This is a genomic window from Planosporangium thailandense, assembly GCF_011947195.1.
In the GTDB taxonomy this organism is placed as follows: Bacteria; Actinomycetota; Actinomycetes; order Mycobacteriales; family Micromonosporaceae; genus Planosporangium; species Planosporangium thailandense.
This window is the reverse complement of sequence record NZ_JAATVY010000001.1, coordinates 474,829-499,071: the sequence shown is the minus strand read 5'-3', so window position 1 is coordinate 499,071 and position 24,243 is coordinate 474,829. Positions and strand designations below refer to the sequence as shown.

The 24,243-nt window shown below is 71.6% G+C and carries 20 protein-coding genes, 1 pseudogene and 1 riboswitch; of the genes and pseudogenes, 6 read left to right on the top strand and 15 right to left on the bottom strand.

Annotation, left to right across the window (positions count from 1 at the left end):
• Window positions 1-94: 94 nt before the first annotated feature.
• Complete coding sequence (locus tag HC031_RS34225) at window positions 95-1,558, top strand: diguanylate cyclase domain-containing protein (RefSeq protein ID WP_167923420.1); 1,464 nt, start codon at window positions 95-97, stop codon at window positions 1,556-1,558.
• A gap of 45 nt (window positions 1,559-1,603) precedes the next feature.
• The gene (locus tag HC031_RS02335; protein WP_167923419.1) at window positions 1,604-2,395 is read left to right on the top strand and encodes a putative protein N(5)-glutamine methyltransferase; all 792 of its coding nucleotides are present in this window, start codon (window positions 1,604-1,606) and stop codon (window positions 2,393-2,395) included.
• Window positions 2,396-2,498: 103 nt separating this feature from the next.
• On the opposite strand, the pseudogene fdh reads toward HC031_RS02335, so the two are convergent.
• Window positions 2,499-5,735 (bottom strand): annotated as a pseudogene (gene fdh, locus HC031_RS02330) (formate dehydrogenase); the annotation flags it as partial.
• A gap of 117 nt (window positions 5,736-5,852) precedes the next feature.
• On the opposite strand from fdh, the gene HC031_RS02320 reads away from it, so the two are divergent.
• Window positions 5,853-7,070, top strand: coding sequence for an NAD(P)-binding domain-containing protein (locus HC031_RS02320; RefSeq protein ID WP_167923417.1), 1,218 nt, complete (start codon window positions 5,853-5,855; stop codon window positions 7,068-7,070).
• 15 nt (window positions 7,071-7,085) lie between these two features.
• Here HC031_RS02320 and HC031_RS02315 read toward each other — a convergent pair whose 3' ends face one another.
• Complete coding sequence (locus HC031_RS02315) at window positions 7,086-8,909, bottom strand: right-handed parallel beta-helix repeat-containing protein (RefSeq protein ID WP_167923416.1); 1,824 nt, start codon at window positions 8,907-8,909, stop codon at window positions 7,086-7,088.
• A 180-nt stretch (window positions 8,910-9,089) separates the two neighbouring features.
• Here HC031_RS02315 and HC031_RS02310 point away from each other — a divergent pair, with 180 nt between their 5' ends.
• A complete protein-coding gene (locus tag HC031_RS02310) occupies window positions 9,090-10,052 on the top strand; it encodes a galactose-1-phosphate uridylyltransferase (protein WP_167923415.1) in 963 nt (320 codons plus the stop codon).
• A gap of 17 nt (window positions 10,053-10,069) precedes the next feature.
• On the opposite strand, the gene HC031_RS02305 is transcribed toward HC031_RS02310, so the two are convergent.
• The 7 genes from HC031_RS02305 to HC031_RS02275 form a co-directional block, all read right to left on the bottom strand.
• Window positions 10,070-12,394 carry a putative bifunctional diguanylate cyclase/phosphodiesterase gene (locus tag HC031_RS02305; protein ID WP_167923414.1) on the bottom strand — a complete coding sequence of 775 codons (2,325 nt, stop codon included), beginning with the start codon at window positions 12,392-12,394 and terminating at the stop codon, window positions 10,070-10,072.
• A gap of 81 nt (window positions 12,395-12,475) precedes the next feature.
• Complete coding sequence (locus HC031_RS02300) at window positions 12,476-13,282, bottom strand: hypothetical protein (RefSeq protein ID WP_167923413.1); 807 nt, start codon at window positions 13,280-13,282, stop codon at window positions 12,476-12,478.
• Window positions 13,279-13,890, bottom strand: a complete 612-nt coding sequence (locus HC031_RS02295; protein WP_205862107.1) for a hypothetical protein — start codon at window positions 13,888-13,890, stop codon at window positions 13,279-13,281. Before HC031_RS02295 ends, HC031_RS02300 begins: the two co-directional genes overlap by 4 nt.
• Window positions 13,887-14,393 carry a pyruvoyl-dependent arginine decarboxylase gene (locus HC031_RS02290; protein ID WP_167923412.1) on the bottom strand — a complete coding sequence of 169 codons (507 nt, stop codon included), beginning with the start codon at window positions 14,391-14,393 and terminating at the stop codon, window positions 13,887-13,889. Before HC031_RS02290 ends, HC031_RS02295 begins: the two co-directional genes overlap by 4 nt.
• A 398-nt stretch (window positions 14,394-14,791) precedes the next feature.
• Window positions 14,792-15,580: a hypothetical protein gene (locus HC031_RS02285; RefSeq protein WP_167923411.1), complete on the bottom strand. Its 789-nt coding sequence runs from the start codon at window positions 15,578-15,580 to the stop codon at window positions 14,792-14,794.
• Complete coding sequence (locus tag HC031_RS02280; RefSeq protein ID WP_167923410.1) at window positions 15,577-15,900, bottom strand: hypothetical protein; 324 nt, start codon at window positions 15,898-15,900, stop codon at window positions 15,577-15,579. The genes HC031_RS02285 and HC031_RS02280 overlap by 4 nt, the downstream gene beginning before the upstream one ends.
• A gap of 41 nt (window positions 15,901-15,941) precedes the next feature.
• The gene (locus HC031_RS02275) at window positions 15,942-16,760 is read right to left on the bottom strand and encodes a hypothetical protein (protein ID WP_167923409.1); all 819 of its coding nucleotides are present in this window, start codon (window positions 16,758-16,760) and stop codon (window positions 15,942-15,944) included.
• Between the two features lie 166 nt (window positions 16,761-16,926).
• On the opposite strand from HC031_RS02275, the gene HC031_RS02270 reads away from it, so the two are divergent.
• The gene (locus HC031_RS02270; RefSeq protein WP_167923408.1) at window positions 16,927-18,162 is read left to right on the top strand and encodes an MFS transporter; all 1,236 of its coding nucleotides are present in this window, start codon (window positions 16,927-16,929) and stop codon (window positions 18,160-18,162) included.
• Here the strand turns inward: HC031_RS02270 and leuE are convergent.
• The 3 genes from leuE to HC031_RS02255 all read right to left on the bottom strand — a co-directional run bounded on the left by leuE (window position 18,155) and on the right by HC031_RS02255 (window position 19,933).
• Window positions 18,155-18,841: a leucine efflux protein LeuE gene (gene leuE / locus HC031_RS02265; protein WP_167923407.1), complete on the bottom strand. Its 687-nt coding sequence runs from the start codon at window positions 18,839-18,841 to the stop codon at window positions 18,155-18,157. The two genes, HC031_RS02270 and leuE, sit on opposite strands and share 8 nt — an antisense overlap.
• Before the next feature lie 168 nt (window positions 18,842-19,009).
• On the bottom strand, window positions 19,010-19,480 hold the full coding sequence (locus HC031_RS02260; RefSeq protein ID WP_167923406.1) for a hypothetical protein: 471 nt from the start codon (window positions 19,478-19,480) through the stop codon (window positions 19,010-19,012).
• Between the two features lie 54 nt (window positions 19,481-19,534).
• Window positions 19,535-19,933 carry an SSI family serine proteinase inhibitor gene (locus HC031_RS02255; protein ID WP_205862106.1) on the bottom strand — a complete coding sequence of 133 codons (399 nt, stop codon included), beginning with the start codon at window positions 19,931-19,933 and terminating at the stop codon, window positions 19,535-19,537.
• Window positions 19,934-20,425: 492 nt separating this feature from the next.
• On the opposite strand from HC031_RS02255, the gene HC031_RS02250 reads away from it, so the two are divergent.
• Complete coding sequence (locus tag HC031_RS02250; RefSeq protein WP_167923404.1) at window positions 20,426-20,638, top strand: hypothetical protein; 213 nt, start codon at window positions 20,426-20,428, stop codon at window positions 20,636-20,638.
• Between the two features lie 109 nt (window positions 20,639-20,747).
• Here the strand turns inward: HC031_RS02250 and HC031_RS02245 are convergent, their stop codons facing one another.
• From HC031_RS02245 to HC031_RS02235, 3 genes are all read right to left on the bottom strand, one after another.
• The gene (locus HC031_RS02245) at window positions 20,748-21,668 is read right to left on the bottom strand and encodes an RlpA-like double-psi beta-barrel domain-containing protein (protein ID WP_205862105.1); all 921 of its coding nucleotides are present in this window, start codon (window positions 21,666-21,668) and stop codon (window positions 20,748-20,750) included.
• Window positions 21,669-21,853: 185 nt separating this feature from the next.
• Entirely contained in the window at window positions 21,854-22,726 is an 873-nt protein-coding gene (locus tag HC031_RS02240; RefSeq protein ID WP_338090440.1) for a C39 family peptidase, read from the bottom strand.
• A gap of 365 nt (window positions 22,727-23,091) precedes the next feature.
• Window positions 23,092-23,233, bottom strand: a riboswitch (cyclic di-AMP (ydaO/yuaA leader).
• A 394-nt stretch (window positions 23,234-23,627) separates the two neighbouring features.
• Entirely contained in the window at window positions 23,628-24,197 is a 570-nt protein-coding gene (locus HC031_RS02235; protein WP_167923403.1) for a dihydrofolate reductase family protein, read from the bottom strand.
• Between the last annotated feature and the right edge of the window lie 46 nt (window positions 24,198-24,243).

Genomic DNA, 24,243 nt, shown 5'->3' with positions numbered 1-24,243 from the left:
CCGCGCCGGATGTCCTCATATCGGAAGAACGGCGGCCGATATGAGGGCGCAGAAGTCAGAAGATTTCTCGTTTCGATCCGACGACGAGGTTGCGGTGGGTGCAGTACGGCGGTCCACGCTGGTGACGCTGGCGGGCGCGGTCATCTTTCTGCTGGCCGCGATCGCCAGTGCTGCAACCGGCCGGGCCAACGCCATCCAGACGGAGCAGTCCGCGCTCGCTCAGCGCTCCGCCGCCGGCTCGCACAACGCGCGGGACTTCTTCGACCGGGCCGGCGCCATCATCGAGCTCGCCGGCCGCAACTACTCGTTCGTCGACTACTACGGCGGCGAGAGCTACGGCAGCCGCGGCCGACTGCCCCAGCGGGCGAACCCGACCGACCTGGTCGTCGAGCGCGTCAACCAGGACCTGATCTACCTGGGCCAGATGTACCCGGACCGCATCGGAGAGGCCGCCTTCATCGACGTCTCCGGAATCGAGAACGCCTCCGTCGTACACGGTGCGGCCGTCCCCCGCGACAAGCTGTCCGGAGTCAGCCTGTCCGCTCCGTACTTCAAACCCGTGTTCGCGACGTCACCGGGTGTCGTGCACCAGTCCCGGCCGTACCGCTCCCCGTCCGTCGGCGACTGGGTCATCTCCAGCGGGACCCAGGTCCTCATGCCCGACCACGTCAAGCACGCGATGGTGCACCTGGAGATCACCGTCGAAGGCTTCCGGAAGGAGCTGGACAACGGCTACGGGCACCTGCTGATCGTCGACGCCGACAGCGGGGAGGTCATCATCGACAGCGCCCGCCCGCAAGGCGCCAACCAGCCCCTGGGCGACCCGGAGAACCAGACGTTCGCGCCGCTGGTACGGCAGTGGGGAGACGGCGGCTTCGTGCAGGTCGACGGCCGCCAGGTCGCGTACCAGCGGGTACCGGCGGCGGTGGGCAACGACAACCACTGGTACGCCGTGACGGTCGCGCCGGCCCCGACCGGCCTGCTCACCGGCGTCGGCTGGCTGCCCTGCGTCGTCCTCGTCACGTCGCTGCTGATCATTTCGTACGCGCTGCGCACGCTCCGCAGGCGCCAGTCCGCGCTGGTACAGGCGGCGAACACCGACGCCCTCACCGGACTGCGCAACCGCCGCAGCCTGGAGGCGGATATCGCCGTGCACCTGCCGAAGTGCACCCCGGACGAGCCGCTCTACCTCACCCTCAGCGACCTCAACGGTTTCAAGGCCTACAACGACACGCTGGGCCATCCCGCCGGCGACGCGCTGCTGAAACGCCTGGGCAAGTCGCTGGCGGACGCGGTCTCCGGGATCGGCGCGGCGTACCGGATCGGCGGTGACGAGTTCTGCGTGCTCGCCCGGGCCTCGGACATCGGCGGTCCGGAGGAGTTGATGGCCGTCGTGGCGCGGGCGCTGAGCGAGGACGACGACCGCCTTCCGGTCAACGCCTCGCACGGGCTGGTCGTCCTCCCGCTGGAGGCGGACGAACTGATCGCCGCCATGACCCTCGTCGACCAACGGATGTACGAGCAGAAGCGCGCCGGTCGGGCACCCACCGCCCAGTGAGCCACGGTTGAGCAGGTGGGGAGCCTCGGGTAACGTCGGCGACCAATGTCGACCTCCCGCTCCACGCCGGCGCCGAGCCCGGCCGCGATCGTCGATCGGCTGCGCGCCGCCGGCTGCGTGTTCGCCGAGGACGAGGCACAGCTGCTGATCGATGCCGCGACGACGCCGGCGACGCTGCTGAGCCTGGTGGAGCAGCGGGTGGCCGGGCTGCCGCTGGAGCACATCGTCGGCTGGGCCGGGTTCTGCGGCCTGCGCATCGCGGTCGACCCCGGCGTCTTCGTGCCACGCCAGCGCACCGAACTGCTCGTACGCCGGGCCGCGGCGCTCGCCGGGCCGGGATCTGTCGTCGTGGACCTCGCCTGCGGCTCGGGTGCGGTGGGCGTGGCGGTGGCGACGCTCGTCGGTGATGTCGACCTGTACGCGGTGGACATCGAGCCGGCCGCCGTCGCGTGCGCCCGGCGCAACCTCGCGGCCTTCGACGGCCACGTGTACGCCGGCGACCTGTACGCCCCGCTGCCGGCCCGACTGCGCGGCCGGGTCGACGTGCTTGTCGCCAACGTCCCCTACGTACCGACCGGTGCGGTCGCCCTGCTACCGCCGGAGGCGCGGCTGCACGAGCCGCTGGTGGCGCTCGACGGCGGCGGTGACGGCCTCGACGTCCTGCGCCGGGTGGCCGCGGGGGCCCGCGACTGGCTGGCGACGGGCGGCCATCTGCTGTCGGAGGTCGGCGCGGACCAGGTGGACGCGGCCGTCGACACGCTGTCCGCCGCCGGGCTCACCCCGTCGGTGGCCAGCGACGACGAGCTGGCGGCGACGGTCGTCATCGGCCGCCGCTAGCCCAAGATCCCCGCAATATGTGCGACATTGCTGCCTCAGCGCGCGCCGAGGCAGCAATGTGTGCAACAGTGCCGGGATCTTGGGGCGCTCAGCCCTCCCCCGCCGTGACGACCGGCGGGTGCGGGTCGTCGGTCACGCCGGCCCGCCGCCGGTAGTCGGCCACGTACGCCAGCAGCGCCTTCCCGGTGGGCCGGCGCCCTGGCTGGATGTCGCAGGTGCCGACCTTGCTCTCCTGGATCAGCGTGTTGGGGTCGAGGCTGATGCCGAACAGGTCGTTGGTGGAGTCACCGGTGGTCAGGCCCTCCCGTCCCCAGTGGTACGGCAGCCAGATCTGGTGGATCGTCCGGCCCTCCACCCGCAGCGGGGTGAGCCGGTCGGTGACCAGCACCTTCGCCTCGACGACCGCCCGCGCGGTGACGACGTGCGCCCAGCCGAGGTGGGTCAGTCCGCGCTCGGCGGCCAGCTCCGGCGACACCTCGACGAACATCTCCGGCTGCAGCTCGGCCAGGTGCGCGACGGTACGGCTCATGCCACCGGCGGTGTGGTGCTCGGTGAGCCGACTGACCGCGAACACGTACGGGAACACCTGGGCGTGCGCGTCCGGCCCGCTCGGGTTCATCGGGTTGATCGCCCGCTCGTACACCTTGCGCGTCGGGTTGGCCTGCTGGCCGTACAGCGGGTTGCGCACCGGCGACTCGACCGGCTCGTAGTGCGTCGGTATCGGGCCGTCGATGAGCCCGGCCGGCACGAAAAGCCAGCCCTTGCCGTCGCCCTGCATGATGAACGGGTCGTCGCCGGCCAGGCCCTCGACGCCGGTCGCACCCTCGGGTGGCCGGTACGACGGCGGCTTCTTCTTCTCGAAGTCCGGCACGTCCTGCCCGACCCATTCGCCTTTGTCGGCGTCCCACCACACGTAGGCCTTGCGCTCGCTCCAGGGCCGGCCTTCCGGGTCGGCCGAGGCGCGGTTGTACAGGATGCGCCGGTTGGCCGGCCACGCCCAGCCCCACTCGGCGGCCACGTAGTCCTGTTCGTGCCGGGACTTGCGGCGGGCCGCCTGGTTGACGCCGTCGGCGTAGACGCCGGTGTAGATCCAGCAGCCGCCGACGGTCGACCCGTCGTCGCGCAGCTCCATGAACGTCGACAGGGGACGGCCGGTGGCCACCTCGTACCCGTTGATCTCCTTGAGGATCACCTCGGCGCTCGGCTCGTCGTGCTCGCCGTGCGTCGGGTAGTCCCAGGCCAGGTCGAGGATCGCCCGGTCACGTGGCAGCGTCGAGCCGGCCAGCTTCCGCCGGATGATGCGGCCGAGGTGGTAGAAGAACCACAGGTCGGAGCGCGCGTCGCCGGGCGGGTCGAGCGCCTTCTCCCGCCACTGCACCAGCCGCTGCGTCTGGGTGAAGGTGCCCTCCTTCTCCACGTGGGACGCGGCCGGGATGAAGAACACCTCGGTGCGGCACTCCTCCGGCACGATCTCGCCGGTCTCGACCTCCACGCTGTTCTTCCACCAGGTGGCGCTCTCGATCTCGAACAGGTCGCGGACGACCAGCCAGTCGAGGTTGGCCATGCCCAGCCGCTGCGCCTTGCCGTGCGCCGAGCCGACGGCGGGGTTCTGCCCGAGCAGGAAGTACCCCTTGATCTTGCCGTCGATCATGTCAAGCACCTGCTGGTACGTGCCGTGGTCGCCGGTCAGGCGCGGCATGTACCCGTAGCAGAAGTCGTTGTCCGGCGTCGCCTTGTCACCCCAGTACGCCTTGAGCAGGCTCGCGCAGAACGCCCCGGCGTTGTGCCAGAAGCCCTTCTGGTCGGGGTGGCGGATGCTGTCCACCCAGTCCGCGTACGTCGCGTGCTTTTCGTGGTGCGGCATCGGCAGGTAGCCCGGCAGCAGGTTGAACAGCGTCGGGATATCGGTCGAGCCCTGGATGCTGGCGTGACCGCGCATCGCCATGATGCCGCCGCCCGGCCGGCCCATGTTGCCCAGCAGCAGCTGGATGATGGCGCCGGTGCGGATGTACTGCACGCCCACGCTGTGCTGGGTCCAGCCCACCGAGTACACCAGCGAGGTGGTGCGCTCCCGGCCGGAGTTCCCCGCCCAGGCGCGGGCGATCTCCTCGAACTTCTCCCGCGGGATGCCGCAGGTCTGTTCGACCATCTCCGGGGTGTAGCGGGCGTAGTGCCGCTTGAGGAGCTGGTAGACGCAGCGCGGGTGCTGGAGCGTCTCGTCCCGGGCGGGGGCGGCGGGCACCGACGGTCCGTGGGCCTGGTGCTGCTGCGCGCTCGCGGTCTCCCGCTGCATGTGCTGGTCGTGCCGCTCCCCGTGGTGTTCGAGCCCCTCGTAGTGCCAGCTCGACGGGTCGTACGTGCGGGTCTCGGAATCGAAGCCGGAGAACAGGCCGTCGAGGTCCTCGGTGTCGCGGAAGTCCTCGCTGACGATCGCCGCCGCGTTGGTGTAGGCCAGCACGTACTCGCGGAAGTCCAGCTCGTTGCTCAGGATGTAGTTGATCACCCCACCGAGGAACGCGATGTCGGTGCCCGCCCGGATCGGCACGTACGTGTCGGCCACCGCGCTGGTCCGCGTGAACCGCGGATCGACGTGGATCACCCGGGCGCCGCGCCGCTTGGCCTCCATGACCCAGCCGAACCCGACCGGGTGGGCCTCGGCCATGTTGGAGCCCTGGATGATGATGCAGTCAGCGTTGGCGAGGTCCTGCTGGAAGTTGGTGGCGCCGCCGCGACCGAAGCTGGTCCCCAGACCGGGGACGGTGGCGGAGTGTCAAATCCGGGCCTGGTTCTCGATCTGGATCGCGCCCATCGCGGTGAACAGCTTCTTGATGAGGTAGTTCTCCTCATTGTCGAGCGTCGCACCACCCAGGCTGGCGACCCCCAGCGTCCGGTTGAGCGGCCGGCCCTCGTCGTCGACGTCCTCCCACGTCTCCGCCCGCGCCGCGATCACCCGATCGGCGATCATGTCCATCGCCGTGTCGAGATCCAGGTCCTCCCACTCCGTCGCGTACGGCCGCCGGTACCGGACCTTCGTCTGGCGCAGCGGACTGGTGACCAGGCTCTTGCTCGCCGAGCCCTTCGGGCACAGCCGGCCCCGCGAGATCGGCGAGTCCGGGTCACCCTCGATCTGGGTGACCCGGCCGTCCTTGACGTACACCCGCTGGCCGCAGCCGACCGCGCAGTACGGGCAGACCGACCGGGCCATCGAGTCGGCCGCCCCGGTGCGCGGAGCCAGACCGGCGGAGCGCTGCGACATCGCCGCCGCTCCCCGTCCGAGCGGATCGGTGCCGGTCAGCTGCCGGTAGACCGGCCAGCCTTCGATCCAGGTACGTACGCCCATGGGATCATGCTTACCACACCGTCCGTGTTCGTAATCTTGCTGGTGGCATTACCGTCGGCCGGCGCGGACTAGGCTTGACTCCGGACCGCCGTACGACCGATCCGGAGGCGTCCGACGGTGTTCGACTGCGTGGTCGTGGGCGCGGGGCCGGCCGGGCTGTCCGCGAGCGCCGCGCTCGCCGCCCGTGGTGTCGCGCATGTCGTGCTCGAGCGCGGGCGGGCCGGCGAGACCTGGCGTACCCAGCGGTGGGGCTCCTTCCGCCTGAACACGCCCGGCTGGATGAACCCGGCGCTCGGCGCGCAGGAGCGGGAGTCGTACGCGACCCGCGCGGAGGTCGTCGAGCGGCTCGAGACGCTGGCCGCGGACTGTCCGATCCGGGAAGTCACACCCGTCGCACGGCTGGCGCGCGCCGGTGCCGGCTGGGTCCTGCGGACCGCCGCGGGCGACCTGCGCGCCCGCGCGGTCGTGGTCGCCACGGGTGACCAGAACACGCCGAAGGTGCCGGCGCTGGCACGGGCGGTACCCGCCCGCGTCGCGCAGTACCACGCGGGCGACTACCGCACCCCCGGGCTCCTGCCGGCGGGGTCCGTCCTCGTCGTGGGCAGCGGCCAGTCGGGCTGCCAGATCGCCGCGGACCTGCTGGGCGGCGGACGGCGGGTCCTGCTCGCGACCAGTCCGGTCGGCCGCCTTCCGTGCCGGTACCGGGGGCGCGGCACGTACGAATGGCTGGTCGAGTTGGGGTTCTACGACCAGCGGCCGGGCGATCTGACGGACCCGTCGCTCCTGCGGGCGCCGAATCCGGTGATCGGGGGCGGCGGTCACAGCCTGAGTCTGCAGGCGCTGGCGCGCCGGGGCGTCACGCTGGTCGGGCGCCCGGTCGCGATCGCCGGCGACCGGCTCACCTTCGACGACAGCGTCCACGCCAACATCGCCGCCGGCGACGCGTTCGCCGCCTGGGCGCGCGGGCTGGTCGACGACCTCGCCCGGCGCCGTGGCGGGGAGCTGCCGCCCGCCGAGGCGGATCCGACCGACACGCCCGTCGAGATCAGCCCGCCGGCGACCCTCGATCTGCGCGCCGAGGAGGTCACCAGCGTCGTGTGGTGCACCGGATTCGACGGCGACTTCTCCTGGGTCGACCCCGGCCTGGTCGGGCCGGCGGGGCAGCCCCGGCACGACGGCACCGCCGCGGCGGCGCCCGGCGTCTGGTACGTCGGGCTGCGCTGGCTGGTCTGCCGCGGCTCCAGCATCCTGCGCGGGTTCCCGCAGGACGCCGCGACGGTCGCCGGCGAGGTCGAGGCGTACCTGGGCGGGGTCGGCCCGGGTCACGGGAGCTGACCGGCCCCGCCCGAGTCAGGCGAGGCCGACGTTGTCGCGCCACCGCCCACCGTCCGGCACGGTGTCGAAGCGGACCGCCGCGCGCCCGTTGCCCGCCAGGTCGTTGTCGGCGACCCAGCCCGAGACGCAGGTGCCGCTGTCGGTGACCCACAGCCCGTACGTCTGCGTCTTGCGCGCCCGGCTGTCCCAGATCCGGTTGCCCCGGATCGTCGGCCGGTCGGTCGGTCGGGCCAGCGTGACCCCGGCGCGCGCCGGCGGCGCCGCCGGCAGGCTGTACCGGTCGCCCGCGGACGGAGTGCCGGTCGGCCACGCCGTCGTCGCGCCGGTACGCCACGGCGCGAGGGTCAGCTCGGTGGCGGTATTGCCGGTGACGACCGCGCGCTGGTCGCCGACCCGCAGCCACTTGCCCAGGTGCCCGTCGGGCAGCCAGCGCGCATTCTTGTCCACCATGGACATCGCCGTGTAGGAGACGGTCCGCCCGCCCCCGGACGCCGCGGCTGCGGCCCGCCGGCCGTTGCCCTCGATCCGGTTGTCGACGAGCGCGGCGTCGACCGTCGCCGCGTCGGCGCGGATCCCGTCGAGGCCGTTGTCCCAGATCTCGTTGCCGTCGAGCGCCATCAGGGCCGCCGGTCGCCGGTCGCCGGTGCGCAGGTTGTACTGCAGGTACCCGTGGCAGCCGTTGGCGCTGATGCGGTTGCCGCGCAACGCGTACCGGCCCGGCGTGTTGCCGATGACCACGCCGTGGTGGACGTTGCGGTCGATGACGCAGTCGGTGACGATCCCACCCCGCCCGCCGACGCGGGTGGTGCCGTGCGCCGAGACGTCGTACCCGGCGACGAGGTTGGCGGTCATCGTGCAGGCGGAGACGGTCATCCCGTCGGCACCCCAGTCGGAGATGCCGTAGTAGTTGCCCTCGGCGTGGCAGCCGACGACCCGGATCCCCCGCGGCGGTGTCCACCAGCTCTTCTGCAGCTCCACGAAGAACCCGTTGGTGCCGTTGCCGAGCGCGGTGCAGTCGGCGATCGCGAGGCGCTCGACCGGGCCCCAGCCACCGATTCCGATGCCGAACCCGGCGCCGCCGATGTTCGTGCCGGGATTCAGCCGTCCGCACCGCTCGGCGACCACGCTCTCGATCGTGGTGTCCTGGAGGAAGTCGCAGCCGAGCCCACTGGCCGCGGTGTCGTGAATGTACAGATCGCGGAAGCGGGCCCGGAGCATGTACTGCATGCCGAGGCCCTTGGCGAGCACGTTGTAGCCGGCGAGCAGGACCCGAGACCCGTCGATCTCGAACCGCTCGAAGGCGCAGTCGGTGAGGTGGTTGGCCCGGGTGGCGCCGTGCTGCAGGGTGGTGAAGAACGCCAGCGGCGTCGGGTCGGCGCGGTTGCCGGAGTTGGACAGCAGGAACCTGGTGACACCGGGGCCGGCGCCGACCAGGGACACGCCGCTGCGCCACACCGTGCCGGCGTCGCGGATCGAGTACTCGCCCGGCGGGCAGTAGATGACGCGCCCGAGACCGTCGGCGGCGTACGCGGCGCCGAGGGCGTCGACGAGCGCCTGCAGCGCCGGCTGGTCGTTGGTGACGCCGTCACCGGCGAGACCGCACTGGCGGGCGTTGGACACCGCCGGGACCGCCTGACCGGCGGTCACCGCCGGCCGACCGCGGCCGGCGGGAGGGTCACCGGCCGGCGCCCGCGCCGGTCGGGCCCGGGTTCCCGTAGCGCCGGCCACCGCGAGCAGCCCCGCTGCCCCCAGCAGCCGCCGCCGGGTCACGGCCGACCCGTCGGACGGCGTACGGCGGGCGGGCGGCTCGGCTTCGCGGGTGCGGTACGGCAGACGCATGTGTGGCTCTCCGGCTGACAGCGTCTGCTTCCCCCGCTGCGATCGATCAAACACGGGCGGCCGGCCGGGACGCGCGCCGTGCTCGCGGCGGAGAAGTGCCCCGCCCGGCCCGGCGCGGGCCGTACGATCCCCGCACAGCGTTCGCACCAGAAGCATCAACGGACAGAACTGGTTAGGTCGATGGTAGAAGCGCGGGTTGATTCCGAGACCGGTGACTGGAGCGTCATCGCGCCCCGCCGCGCCGGCCGCCCGGTCGACCGGCCGAGCGGGCCCGCGCCGTGCCCCTTCTGCCCGGGCAACGAGGCGATGACGCCGCCCGAGGTGCTGCGCGTGCCGGCCGCGACGGACGCCTGGCAGGTACGGGTGGTGCCCAACCTGTACGCCCTGGTTGCCACCGACGGGGAGGGCGCGGGACCGGGCCCGGACGCACTGCCCTTCACCGGCGCGCACGAGGTGGTGATCGAGTCCGACCGGCACGACTGGGATCCGCGCTCGGCCGAGCCGGACGAGCTCGCGACGGTCCTGTTCGCGATCCGGGAGCGCTGCCGCGCGCTCGCCACCCGGCAGCCGGCCGCCGTCAGCGTGTTCCGCAACCACGGCGAGCGCGCGGGTGCGTCGCTGCGCCACCCGCACACCCAGATCGTCGCGCTCGACCAGGCCCCGCCGGGGCTGACCCGGCGGTGGGAGCGCGCCCGCGAGCACTTCTCCCGAACCGGACGCCGCCTGCACGACGACCTCGCGGCCGCCGAGCGCGCCGAGGGGCTCCGGGTCGTCAGCGACGCCGACGGCGTGCTGGTCTGGCAGCCGCGCGCCGCGGCGGTGCCGCACCAGACGGTCCTGCTGCCCGCCGACGACAGCGCCGACCTCGCGAACGCCTCGAATCCGGCCATCGCCGCCCTGGCCCGGACGCTGCCCCGCGTCCTGACGGCCCTCGCCGGCGTGCTCGACGACCCCGCGTACAACCTCGTCGTCCACGACGGGCCGGCGAACAGCCCGACCGCACGGGACTGGTACCGGTGGTACGTCACCCTGTACCCGCGGGTCACCACGCCCGGCGGGCTGGAGATCGCCACCGGGGTCGCCGTCAACCCCACCGCGCCCGAGGAGACCGCGGCGGCGATGCGCCGTGCCCTGAGCGGCTGACGGCCGGGTCGACCAAACTACGAAAGGTGATCGAGCTGCAGCGCCGTCGCGGTCCGGTCCATCCAGGCGACCTGCGCGTCCGCCGACCGCGGCGCGCCGTAGAGCCAGCCCTGCACCAGGTCGCAGCCGTACGCACGCAGCCAGTCCCGCTGCACGACCGTCTCGACCCCCTCGGCCACGACCCGCTGGCCCAGCGCGTGCGCCATGGCGACCACGGCCTTCACGATCGCCTCGTTGTGGCTGCCCTCGCCGACACCGGCCACGAACGACCGGTCGATCTTCACGATCCGGGCCGGGATGGACCGCAGATAGTTCAGCGACGCGTACCCGGTACCGAAGTCGTCGATGGCCAGCCTGACGCCGAGCGCGCGCAGCGCCCGCAGGGTGGCCAGAGCGGTCTCGGGGTCCTCCATCACGCCGGACTCGGTGATCTCCAGCCACAGCGTCGAGGCCGGTAGGCCGGTGCGGCGCAGCGCCCGGCGCACGACGCCGACCAGCGCCGAGTCGCGCAGCTGGCGGACCGAGATGTTCACGGAGATGTGCAGCGGCGGGAGATCATCGGCCCGCGCCGCACGCCAGCGGACGAGCTGGTTCGCCGCCTCCTCCAGCAGCCACGCGCCGTACTCCACGATGAGCCCGGTGTCCTCCGCGATCGGGATGAACTCCAGCGGTGACACCCGGCCCAGCTGCGGGTGATCCCAGCGCATCAGCGCCTCGAAACCGGTCAGCTCGTCGTTGGCCAGGTCGACGATCGGCTGGTAGTGCACCGACAGCTCGCCCCGGTCCAACGCGCCGCGCAGCGCCTGTTCGATCTCGACCCGGGTGCGCACCTGCTCGTGCAGGATCTGGTCGAAGAACGCGTACCCGTTGCGCCCGGAGCTTTTCGCCTTGTACATCGCCGTGTCGGCGTCCCGGATCAGCTCGAGCGCCTCGGTGGCCCCGTCCGAGGACGCGACGCCGATCGAGGGGGTGATGACGACGCTGCCCACGGAGAGGTCGAACGGCTCGGCGAAGTCGTCGAGCAGGCGTTCGGTCAGGGACGCCACCTGCGAGGAGTCGGTCGTCGACGCGATCAGGACGACGAACTCGTCGCCGCCCACCCGGCACACCAGGTCCTCGCCGCGCACGGCGGTGCGCAGCCGGGCCGCGACCGCGCACAACAGCTCGTCGCCGACCGCGTGGCCCCAGCTGTCGTTGACCATCTTGAACCGGTCCAGGTCGATGAAGAGCAGGGTGATCTCCTGCCCCTCGTCCGCCTCGGACAGGCGCGAGATGGTCTCGGTGAGCAGTTCCCGGTTGGGGAGATCGGTGAGGGCGTCGTGCGTCGCCCGGTGCCGGGCCGCCCGCTCGGCGCGGGTCTGGGAGTTGTTGGCCCGCACGAGGCGGATGACGACCGTCACCGTGAGCAGGAACGACAGCGCCAGCCGCACCGCGCCGTTCCAGCCGGTCGACGGCGGGGCCACCATGGCGAGGACGGTCGGCGTGACCAGGACGGTCGCGATGCCGGCGGTACGCACGATCCCGAAGTAGCGCAGGGCGACCGACTGTCGCTCCGTGAGCGTACGCATGGTCGGGTGCAGCGCGGCGGCGGCCATCATGGCGTACGCCAGCAGGCTGAAGATGTCGAACAGTCGCACCAGCGGACTGCCCGAATCCACGCCGTCCTCGTGGACCGCGTACATCAGATCGCCGACGAACATGACCGTCGCGGAGGCGCCGAGCAGCCAGAGCGCCGGCACCCGGGCGGCGTCGGCGAACATCAACTGTGCCGCGAACACCATCAGCACCACGTCGACGACGGGGAAAAACGCGGCCGCGACCTGCGAGGCGGTGGACTCCGGCGCCGCGGCGATGCGCGGCCCCAGCAGGAACACCCAGACGACCAGCGTGGCGCCGAGCCCGATGAGGAGCGCGTCGGCGGCGGCCGGGTCGGCCTTGGTGGGCCGGCGTCGACGCAGCATGTCGATGACGGCGTACGCCCAGCACAGATAACCAGGGACGACCAGCACGTCCGGGATGAGCGCCGCCGGGCCGGGCGGGGTGGCGTCGACGCCCGGGATGACCGCCCGCAGCACCGCGCCGCCGAGGAACAGGGTCTCCGCGGCGACCATCGCCCACCACGGGCGCCGGACGCCCGCGACCTGATGCCGGCGCGCGCCGATGGCGGTGGCCACGATGGAGGCCACCGCCACGGCCAGGAACAGCGGCGGGGTCAGCGCGACCGGCACAACGGCGTACAGCACGGCCGCGAGCCCGCCGAAGGCCAGAAAGGCCCAGGCGGGCACCGCGGATCGAGGCCCGGGCGGCGACGCCGGGCTCGGGGTACGGCTGAGCCGGAGCATGCGGTCTTCCCTTGGTTCTCGCGAGTGGTGCCTTACGACCTTGATCGGCAGGTACGCCCCGCGATGAACCGAAAACGACCGTCAGCTTTCGGTGTCGTGCACCACCCAGACGTTGGGCTCCCGGTACACGCCGGTGTCCGCCACCCGGTCGACGACCAGCGGCGCGATGCCGCCCGGGATCACGTACTCGCCGCTGCCCGGCAGGGCCAGCCCGACCCAACTGCGCCACTCCGCGATGCTGCCGGTGATCGTCATCGAGGGGTACGCGACGCCGCGTACCGTCCCGCCGAGCCCGAGGTGCAGCCGCAGCCACGGGTCGAAGACCTCGCCCTCGTCGGTGCGCCAGGTGAGGTAGTCCGCCGTCGGCGTCAGCGGGTACCGGGTTTTGAGGACCGGGCGGACCGGCGCGATCAGCGCGGAGGCTCCGGCCGTCGCGGCGGCCCGCTTGAGCGCGTTGATCATGCTCGACGCGTACCCCCGCCCCGCCGCCGTCGGCTTGAGGGTGATCGACAGTGCGCACGCCGTGTTCGGCGTGCCGCCGCGTGCCAGCAGGTCGGCGCTCGCCTGCACCGCGCCGTCCCAGCCCGCCGGCAGCCCCTCGGTCGTGCCGTCCCAGTCGAGCGGCACCGACAGCCCCGCACCGAGCACCTCGTCGGCGGCGTCGAGCAGCACCACCTGGTGCACGGGAGTGCGCATCACCAGTTCGACGAGATCGACGTCGTGACCCGGACGGCCGGCGAGCATGAACATCGGCCAACGCGAGGCGAGCACGTCCGGGATGGACGCCACCAGCCCCGGACGGTCGGCGAGGCTGACGACGCGGACATCGCCGTCTGCCGTGCGGCGCTCCCCGGCCCGCTGCGGCCCGACGCTCACCCCGGCGTTCATCGGGCGGCGCCAGCGGTCAGCGACGTGTCGACGGTGGCCGCGGGCCGCGGCGCCTCGATTTCGGCCTCGGGCAGCGGCGCGTCGAACGTCGCCGCGTAGTACGTCTGCACGTCCACCGCCGACAGGGTCACCCCGTCGTACCGGCCCAGCCGCTCGATCCGGCGGCCGACGCTGCGCGCGTCGTTGTACGAGCAGACGTCGAACGCCATCACCCCGCGCGCGTCGGCGCAGCGCCGCTCGATCGCCTCGATCATCAGGTTGAACACGCCGTTGCGGGCGTGGTCGGGGTGGACCAGCGTGTACCCGAGGTAGTGGACCGCCCGGCGGGCGACCCGGTCCGGGTAGCGCGCGGCGAAGTACTCCGGGCTGACCCAGGGCACCGCCGCGAGGTCCGTCGTCAGGGTGGACAGCGCCACGGGTTCGCCGTTGTCGTCCCATACGACGTACTTGTCGATCCGCTCATCGGCCATCTCCGCCTCGAACTCCTCGGCGGTCAGCAGGTGGCGGGCGGCGGCCCTGGTGCGGATGGGCTCGAACGCGGCGACGTACAGCGGGTAGAAGGCCGCGGTCGCGGACGCGCCTAGAACGGTCTCGATGGTGAGCTTCATCGGACGATCCCCACCCACGGCGCCGTCTCGTACGCGGCGACCACGAGGGAACACACCGGCTGGTCGGTGCAGACCGCGCCGTTGACCGCCCACTCGGGCGCGGTGAACTCGTCCTCCCGGCCGGCGACGAGGTCGCGCAGGCTGGTACGGATCGCGTTGACCACGAACCCCTCGCTGGTGCCCTCGTGCTCGACGAACAGCCCGCCGCCGCCGTCGTGGCGCCGCACCCATCCGATGCCGGCCCACGCCTGCTCGCCCGGGGAGGTCGCGCTCTGCTGCGCGTAGACGCAGTAGAGCCGGTCACCCCACTGCCCCACCGGCACCGGCGTCTTTCCGGTCGTGTCGACACCCGTGTTCGGCGGGATCACGCTGGACAGCCGGACCAGGTTGTAGAACCCGAGGTCGACAGCGACGAGGGCGTCGTGGAACGCCGACAGGGTGGTGCCGCCGGTCCCCGTGGCACGGACGACAGGGATCTGGTCGTAAACCGCTGAGTTGAACATGAAGTTGTAGCTCCGATGGCCTCTCGATCGGCTCCGCGTGCGATGGGTCACCGCCCACGGAGCCTCCCCGGCCATGGCGCGCTGTGGCTCGGAAAACGGCAGGTCAACGGTTGACCTGGCCGCTTGACCGCGCTCCGCGGCCCCGGCACGGGGACTGACGTTTCAGAGCGCGGGTTTCGCCTCTCACTCCCCGCCAGGCCTCGGGCGACCAGGTACGCCTGACGGATCTCAGCTCGCTCATCGGAGCGCCGTCGTGCCTCCGACGCCGTAGAGCATTGCATCCGTTCAGCAACCCGGCGTCCCCTTGCCGGACGGCCGTTGCACGCCGGGCGGGCGACAACCATCGGCCCCGCCGCCACCCACGGAAGGTGGACACCGGTCGGCCGGGACGTGACCGGTCACGCGCCCTTGAGGCGCCAGCCGCTGGGTGTGCCGTCGCCGATCGAGCCGTCCGACGGGTCGGCGGCCGGCCGGGGCCAGTGCCCGTCCCGGAAGCTGGTGTCGTCGTCGAGCCGCTGCCGGAGCCTGACGTTCTGGTCCGCCGCGGCGCTGCGCAGGTTCATTCCACCGGCGAAGAAGCACGCGAGGAAGGCGGCCGCCGCGCCGGCCGCGACGAACGGGCCGGCGGGCAGGCCGACGATGGTCGCGCTCGAGGCGATGGCGCCGATGATCCCGGTGACCAGGGCGGCCAGCCCCGCCACGAGCAGGCCCCAGAACACCACGATCGCCTTGGCCGTCTCCGACAGCGCGGTCGCGATGCCGTCGGCGAGTGTGGCCTTGACCGCGGCCAGAGCGGCCTTCTGCGGGCCCAGCGCGTTCCGGTACGCGTCGGCCGCTTCCCCGGTCCAACTGTCGTCGGCCTGGACCCGGTCGAGGTCCGCGTCGGACGCCAGTCCGCTGACCGGGCCGCCGACGTTGTCGCTCCAGGCGGCGGCGTGGCGCCACAGCGTCGACGGCGAACCCATGCTGCCCAGGATCTCGGTGAGGGCGTCGTACGCCTGCCGCACCAGGTCCACCAGCCGCCGCGTGGCCGCCAGGATCGGCGCCGCGACGGCGGCCGGCAGCGCGCGGAGCGTCCGGTCGACGGTGTCGACCAGCTCCGTGGTCTTGCGTCGGACCGTGTCCAGCAGGTCCGTCAGCCGCTGGAGAAGCTCCGCCTCCTCGGCAGCGGGTACGGGCGAAGTCATCGTCGAACCGTCCTCTGCTCGCTGGGTCGGTAGAGGTTGCTCATCCGGTGAACGGCGTCACGCTCGTCCCGCTCGTAGCCGTCAGCCGCCCGGTCCAGCGCCGCGCCCAGGTCGTCCAGGCTGCGCTCGGCCTCGTCCAGCAACCGCAGTGTCTTGCGCTGCGCCTCCCGGTAGGTGTCCAGCAGCCCGGTCGGGCGGCTCGCCCAGGACAGCTGCGATTCGCCCAGGTCCAGCCCGGCACCCGCGGCGCGGGCCGTCCCTGCCGTTGCGGCCGTGCCGCGCCACATCCGCGCGTCCGCGCGCAGCCGCTCGATCGCCACGCGGACCTGCTCCGCGGTCGGTGACCCCGCGCCCGCCGTCGTCACGGTCGCCCGAGGCCGGCCGGGGACGGTCCACCGGCGTGCAGGCCCAGCCGCTGCGCGAGCAGCGCCGGATCTGCCGCCAGCGGCTGGAGCACGCCGAGCGGGCTGCGCGCGATCAGGCTGCGCGGGCTGTGTGCGGCGGCGGCCCCGTACGCCGACTCGAACGCCTCGCCGAGTTCGCGGGCGATGCGGGTCTCGGCCGCGTCGCGCAGCCACCGCTGGTCGACGTCGACGGCGACCAGGGCGCCGGAGCCGTCGATGCGGACCTCGACGTGCCCGGCGCCGCTGCGGCCGGTGGACACCCGTTCGGCGCCGAGCCGGAGGTGGGTGGACAGCTCGTCAAGGCTTTCGTCGATGGCGGTGAGCATGGACAGGATCTCGCGCAGCACCTCGCATCCGCGTGCCGCGTCCACCGGCACGCCGTCGGTGGCCTCGGCGAGCCGCCGCGCGAAGACCCTGGCGGTATCCGCGTCGGTCGCCAGGTCGGCGCCGGGTGGGCCGGCCCCCGCGTCGGCGCCGGGTGGGCCGGCCCCCGCCTCGACCGCCGCGCTCCAGGCCCGCAGCCGCGCCGTCCCGGCGGCCCGTACCGCGTCGCGCACCGCGTCGGCCAGGCCGGTCGCCCCGACGCGGCCGCGCCATCCACCGTTGACGGTGACGGCGCGGATCCGGCCGTCACCGTCGACGGCGACCGTCACCGCTCCGGTGGCGTCACCGGCGGTGAACCGGGCGTCGGGTTGGTGCGCCGCGGCCAGCAGCCGCACCGTGTCGCCGGCCTCGTCGCGGAGCCGGGCAAGCTCGTCCCACCTGCGATCGTCCACGCCAACCTCCCCCGTCCACGTAGACGACGGCAGCGTAGCGACCGCCATCCCCGCCCGCTGCCCGGTCGCGACCGAACGGCGGCCGGCGGGGACGCCATCGACGGCGAGAGCTGCGTCACCGAAAAACGGAGCAAAAACAGTACGCGCGTACTGTTTAATGGTCGGCATGCTGAAGAGGTTGCTGCCCACCCCCGGCCCCGTCCGGGTGCTGACCGTCTGCACGTTGGTCAACACGGCGGGAAACGGGCTCTGGTTGGCCAGCAGCGCTCTCTATCTGACCCGTGTGGTGGGCCTTTCGGCGACGCAGGTCGGGCTCGGCCTGACCGCCGCGTCAGGGGTGTGCCTGATCGCGAGCACCCCGATGGGGTACCTGGCCGACCGGCGCGGCCCGCGGGGCGTGCAGGTCACCTTCTACGCGGTGCTGTCGGTGCTGTCGGCGGCGATGCTCGCGGTCCACTCGTTCGCCTCGTTCGTGCTGCTCGCCGCGCTGACCGCGCTCGCCGACGCCGGTCAACGCGGCGCGCGCGGCGGGCTGATCGCCGGCACGATCCCCGTCACAGAGCGGGTACGCGCGCGGGCCTACCTGCGTGCGACCACCAACGTCGGCATCTCGATCGGCACCACCCTCGCCGGCGTCGCCCTCGCCGCGGACACGCCGACCGGGTACCGCCTGGTGATCGCCGGTAACGCGGTCAGCTTCGCGGTCGCGGCGATCGTCGCCACCCGGCTGCCCGCGATCGACCCGCAGCCCGCCCCACGCGGCCCACGCCTGGTCGCGCTGCGGGACCGGCCGTTCCTGGCGTACGTGGCGCTGGACGGGATCATGTCCATGCACTTCAACATCATCGACCTCGTGCTGCCCCTGTGGGTCGCCACCCGCACCCACGCGCCACGCTGGCTGGTCGCCGTGATCCTCCTGGTCAACACCACGATGGTCGTGGCGTTGCAGGTACGGGCGGCCCGCGGCACCGACGACGTCGACGCGGCCGCCCGGGCGGCGCGCGGCGCGGGGCTGTTCATCGGTGTGGCCTGTGTCATCTTCGCGGCCAGCGCCGGCGTGCCCGCCTGGGCCGCGAGCGCGCTGCTTCTCGCAGGCGCCCTGGTCCACGTCATCGGCGAGCTACGCCAGTCCGCGGCCGGCTGGGGCATCTCCTTCGGCCTGGCCCCGGCCCACGCGCAGGGCCAGTACCAGGCGACCTACTCGATGGGCATGCAGTTCGGCCGCATGCTCGCCCCTGCGGTGCTGACCTGGCTCGCCCTCGACCTGGGCCTGCTCGGATGGCTGCTCATGGCCGCGCTGTTCGTGTCGGTGGGTGCGGCCGTCCCCGGCGTCGTCACCCGGGCCCGCCGAAACCGGTCGCAGCCGGAAGCGGCAGCGGCCGCACCCGCAGCCGTCAGCTGAGCGACGCCGTGGCGAGCTTGACCGCGAAGCCGACGAAGATCGCGGCGACCCCGGCCGTCAACGCGGTGGACAGCGCACGGCGACGGCGGAACTGGCTGGCCAGGTAGCTGCCCGTGAAGATCAGCGTGGTGAGGTACGCCGCGCTCACCAGCTCCGCGATCGACCCGAGCAGCAGGAACGACAGCCAGGCGTGCGGGTAACCGGGCTGGACGAACTGGATGAAGAACGACACGAAGAACAGGATCGCCTTCGGGTTGAGCAGGCTGACGACCAGCGCCCGCCGGAACGGGTCGCGCTCCTCGGCCACCTGCGACGCGGTCACGACCGTCGTCTCGGTACGGGCCGGTGCGGGGCTGACCGGCGCGGGGCGGCGCCACCGCCGCCACGCGGCGCGCAGCATGTTCACGCCGATCCAGCACAGGTATCCGGCGCCCGCGTACTTGACGATCGTGAACAGCGCCGGCTCGGCGCGCAGCAGCGAGGCCACCCCGGCGGCGGACAGCGTCATCAGCACCGCGTCGCCGATGAACACGCCGCACGCACCGGCGTACCCGGCGCGTACGCCTCGCCGGGCAGCCACCGACAGCACGTACATCGAGTTCGGCCCAGGAAGCAGGACGATCGCCACCGTACCGAGCAGGTACGTCCAGATGTTGGTAATGCCCAGCATGCGCCCCATCCTCACCGCCGCGTGACCCGGCAGACCAGCGTGTTCTTGGCCACGACCAGCGGTTACACGGGCGCGGACCCGGTACGCCATCATCGCGTACCGGGTCCGCATCTGGGTGGGGTTTCCCAGGAACTGACCGGCCCGCCGGCCCCGCCCCAGCGCAGGGCCGGCGGAGACTCACCGCCGGTTCGGTGCCGCGGCCTGTCCGATCTCGATGGTGAGGTCGATGACGTCGGACAGGACGGCGGGCAGTCCGGGCGCGCCCTCGATGGCCCTGACCCGCTTGTCGACATGGCCCTCGTAGTGCACCGTGACCACGTACCTGAAGCGGTCGCAGCAGGGGTTGTCGAGGTAGGCGTCCCGCAACGCGAGGAACCGGGGGCTGCCGGCAGCCTGCATGAGCCGGGCGGCCTCCACATGCGGACTGTCACCCGGAACGACGAAGTGGTCACTGGTGCCGACGAAACCACCGGAACGATCCAGTTCGACCGACACGACGCGCAATGCCGGGGGCGCGGCCGATGCCGGCATCGCTCCCGATCCCGTGAATTCGGCGCAGAGCAGCCCCAGCACCAGGAACAGACCGACGAGAGAGGTCCTGAAAATACGCACGCTAAAGCCAGCCTTCCCAAAAATGGTTTGCTTCACATCGACGACGAAGACGATGCCGGCGGTCCGAAACGGCCGGCGATCACACCGGGCTCAGAAACGGAATAGAGACCGTGTCTGTCGGTGCAGCATGCAGGTATTAGCGTACGTGGCGCGATAGGTGAGCGGGCGGCCCTGCCACCAACCCTGCGCGGTGACCGTCACCGGGTCGTAAATCATGGTGCAGAAGCCGGAATCCTGCGAGATGTTGGCGATGTCGCCGGCGGCGGCGCTCAGTTCTTCGCACGCGCTCGCGGCGGCCGGGTGGTTACCTCCAGCCGGATCGCAGGTCAGCACGGCAAGCCGGGTGACCGGTGCGGCCGCTTCGCCGTGAGCGACCGTCAGCCACAGCACCGTCGGCGCCGGACGGGCCGAGACGCCCGACCGGGCGGCGCCGGCCGACGCTGCCGCGTCGGATCCGGTCGAGGCCGCGGCGATCGACGACTGGCCCACCAGGCCAGCGGTCAGTGCCACCGTAGCGACTGCGCCCGCGAGTAGACGCCGTCGTGCAAACATGGTCAACCTCCTCGTGAAAGGTTTGGTTTCGGCGACGGCGAGCTTCTCGTGGAGCCTGCCGCCAATCCATACATTGGCATACGTGCCAGCGTCGAAACTAGCGAGCGGCAATAGTCGGGTCAAGTGTTACGTGCACAACTACAAACGCCACCGCGCCGGGTCAGAATATTTAAACCGGGTGCCAATTAATATGCGCTGATTCGGCAGCACGACAACGAGCAGCGACGCCAATTGCGCATCTGAATAGACGGCCGCACGTGCATGAAACCTGCAAACGAGCGGGCACCCGGTCGATCGACGTGCCGGAACGCCCGCCCGGATGCCGGCACAGCACGAGGGGCCGGACCGGCGGCGGCGTGCCGGCATGCCCGCCCCGATGCCGGGTATGACGAACAATGGACCATCTGCCGGCTTTCCCGAGGAGGACACATGGACCACCACGACGACCGGGTCGACACGGGTGTGCCGGACGGGCCGACGCAGGGTCGGGCAATCGATCCGCGCAGCGACGAGGAGTTGCGGGAGACCAGGGACGCCCAGCGGGCGCACGACGGAAGCATGGCGCCCGGACTCGTCGACGCCACCGGCCACCAGGTGGCGGACGTCCCACCGACCGGCGGTGCCCGCCGTGACGACGGATAGCCGTTGCCCGGAGGTGGTGACGGAACGACATCGGGCGCAGCCTGCCGAACCGGTCGGCGGGCTGCGCCCGATGTGATGTGTGCCGGCCGCGCCTCCGCGCGGCGCCGCGTCAGCCGACGCGCTCGATCACGGCGCGGCGGATCAGGAACTTTCCGGGTTCGCGGACCTGCTCGAAGGCGGCATTGTTGAGCAGAGCACAGCTACCGGAGACCGAGGTGACCGCCACCGTCGTCGACTTGTTGTTGTCGAGGTTCGTGACCTTCAGCTTGGTGCCGATCGGGAACTGGTTGCTGGACGCGGCCGGTGCACCACCCTCACCGGAGAGGGTGACCGTCGAACCCTGGCAGACCACGTCCCCCTTCGCGGGGCTCGCGGTCCCAGCAGCGGCGTTACCGTTGCCCGCGTTACCGTTCCCGGCGTTACCTGCGTTCCCGGCGTTCCCGGCGTTGCCGTTGCCGGCGTTACCTGCGTTCCCGGCGTTACCTGCGTTGCCGTTGCCCGCGTTCCCCGCGTTGCCGCCGGCGCCGTTGCAGCCGGCCGCCTTGCGGCGCTGCTGGATCAGGTCGACCACCGCCTGTCGGTTGGCGATCCGGGCGGCGGACTGGGCATCCGGGTTGGCCTTCTGCTGGGCGATGAAGTTGAGGTTGTTCTGCAGGGCCTGGTCGAGCCCGGCGCAGTTCTCACCGCTGCCCTGGTTGCCCGCGTTGGCGTTGCCGGCGTTGGCGTTGCCGGCCACGACGTTGTTGGTGCAGCCGGCCGCCTTGCGGCGCTGCTGGATCTGGTCGACCACCGCCTGCCGGTTGGCGATCCGGGCGGCCGACTGCGCGTCCGGATTCGCCTGTTGGTTGGCGATGAAGTTCAGGTTGTTCTGCAGGGCCGTATCCAGGCCCTGACACGACTCCGCTGCATGGCCCGCGTGGGTACTGAGGAAGAAGATTCCGCTTCCGAGCACCACGGCAGTGCCGATGACGGCGGTGAGCTGCCGGGCTGGGCTGATTGCGCTAAGTCGGGACACTCGCTGCTCCTTCACCTTCGCACCTGGTTCGTCGGCAGGACTACTCGGCAGTACGGACAGCGGTCACGGCTCGGTTCAGCGACAGGAAATAAACTTTCCATTAAGCGCCGGCCAGGGCCGGCGCAGGTGGCGACAACGGCGAACGGGCGCCACCCCACGGAAGGAGCGGCGCCCGTTCGCTGTCAGCCGTTCAAGGACGATCAGTACGAGTAACCGTGGGTCGCGATCCAGTTCGCCATGTCGATGGTGGTGACCCAGTACGTACCGTCACCGTTGGGGTTGGCCGGGTCAGCGATCTTCACCGTGCGACCGTCGTCCTTGTACCCGACGATCGTGACGTAGTGGCCACCGTCGTAGGTGTGCCGGGTACCCGAGGTGTCCGTCACCGAGTGGACGATGTTGGTGACGACGGCCCGCCCGCCGGTGATGGCGCGTACGACGTCGGCCTGCAGCTGGTCCATCTGCGCCGGCGTCGCCGGGGAGACCGGGATCTCCCTCGTCTGGTACACGTTGCCGCCGAGGACGGTGTTGAGACCACGGGTGGTGTCGTTGGCGGAGTCCGTACCGCTGGTCGTCGTGTGCAGCAGTTTGGCGATCGCGTCAAAGCTGAGGATGTGGCCGGTGGCACTCAGGGCGATCCGGGTCGCGGCGGGTCCGCAGTAGTAGTAGTTGGGCTGCAGCTGGAACTGGTAGTCGAGCACCTTCGACGCCGGCACGGACGGCACGGACGGCGACGGCGACGCGGGCGCGGCGGGATGGGTCGACGCGGGCGCGGCCGGAGAGGGCGACGCGGAAGAGGGCGCGGATGCCGCCGGCGCCTGGGCGGACGTCGCCGAGGGGGCCGGTGCGACCGCGCGGGCCTGGCCGCGTGCGGCCCGGCCGTCGTCGACGCGGACGACCTTCGCGACGTTCCTGGTTACGGAGGCGCTGGCCGCCTGCGGGTCGTCGACCTGGCTGAGCATGATGCCGGCCGCCGCGGCAGCGGCGACGAGGGCACCCGAGATGGTCACCACGCGAGGCAGGCGCGACGGCGCGGCGTGGCGGGCGGGCTGGTGGGTACGCGAGGACTTCACTCAATTCTCCAACGATTTGCCGACCGTGAATGACGTACAGCGGCTGGGTGAGCCGATTCGCGCATCACTGCGGACGGGCAGGGATGCGCGGCGCAGACTCGCGTCCTAAAGAGACGGTTGACGCGCGGCGTCCGGTGCGTGCCCGAAGGCGGACCGAGCGTCGGTCCGGTCGGGGCACGTGACAAAAACGGCGGGAACGCCGACCGCTAGGACCGCGAGACGATTGGCATCGCGACACAGGCGGCTGGCGTGACCTGACGGGCCGCTTTCAGCGGAGCAAATGAACTCCGCCGACCCGGAGCGCCCGGCCGGCACGGCTGGCGACGTGGCGAGAATCGATGGATGGGCAGACGTGCATTGATCTGATCTCCTTACGCTGCCGCCTACCGGGTTAGCTGACGGATTCGGGCGCGTAGGTCGCCCTACCGCTGGCCAGCAGCCCGCGGATTCACCCCAGACGTACGGTGGGTCCCCGGCTCGCATTGCGCGATTCGGCGGGTCTGCACCGGCGCCACCTGCGATGACCAACGACCGGAACAGACGCGTTGAGATTACTGGCGGGCACTCGGCGTGCCAACCCCCACACCTTGTTAATCAGCGCACTCACGCGCCGCTCAATGCGGCTTTAATACGCGTCTAAAGAATGCTTAATCCGTGGCGGGAATTGCCCCGGTAGCCGCGACCGCGCGACACCATACATAATCTTTTTGATTTCGATGGATAACTCAGGATGATGTTTCCTATTCGGCCGCGGCTGCCGTAGCAGGGTCGGTCGGCACCAGTGGCGGTTCCTGCCCGAGTCGTTGGGATCCTGGACCCGGTGTGCGGGTCCCCGCGCAACGTGCAGTGATCTCTACAGCGCGTCGGCCGGGGTGACCCCGGCGCGCGGGATCCGGTGCCATCAGACAGTCTGGTCGGACTGCTTGCGGACGTGGAAGCGGAGGATGGTGGCGTCGTCCGACCGCGTGCTGCTGATTGGTTCCAGGTCTGTCCTGGCAAGGCCCGGGGCCGAGAAGCGGATGCCGTCGCCGAGCAGAACCGGCAGTACATACACCAGGATCTCGTCGACGAGCCCCCGCTGCAGGCACTGGCCGGCCACGTCGGCGCCGAGGATTTCGAGGTTCTTACCGCCGGCCGCGTCCAGTGCCGTGGCGACCGCTTCGCCGATGTCGCCGGTGAGGATCGTGACGTTCGGGTTCGGCGGCTCCAGTGGTCTATGGGTGAGGAGGAACATGGGTCCGGAGAAGGGGTAGTCGGCGCTGTCCGGCTTCTCGGCCTGCATCCGGTCGCCTACCTCCCACGTCCGCCGGCCGACGAGCATGGCGCCGGTGGCCGCTGCGATCTCCGCGAAATCGTCCGGTGCCACGAAGTCGGCGAGATCGCGATCACCTCCCCAGTCCATCGAATGGCCGGGGCCGGCGATGAAGCCGTCAAGCGACATACACCGGTTCACGACAACCTTGCCGCTCATTTCACGACCGCCTTCCCTGGGTCATCACCGCACGTATGACCTTTCC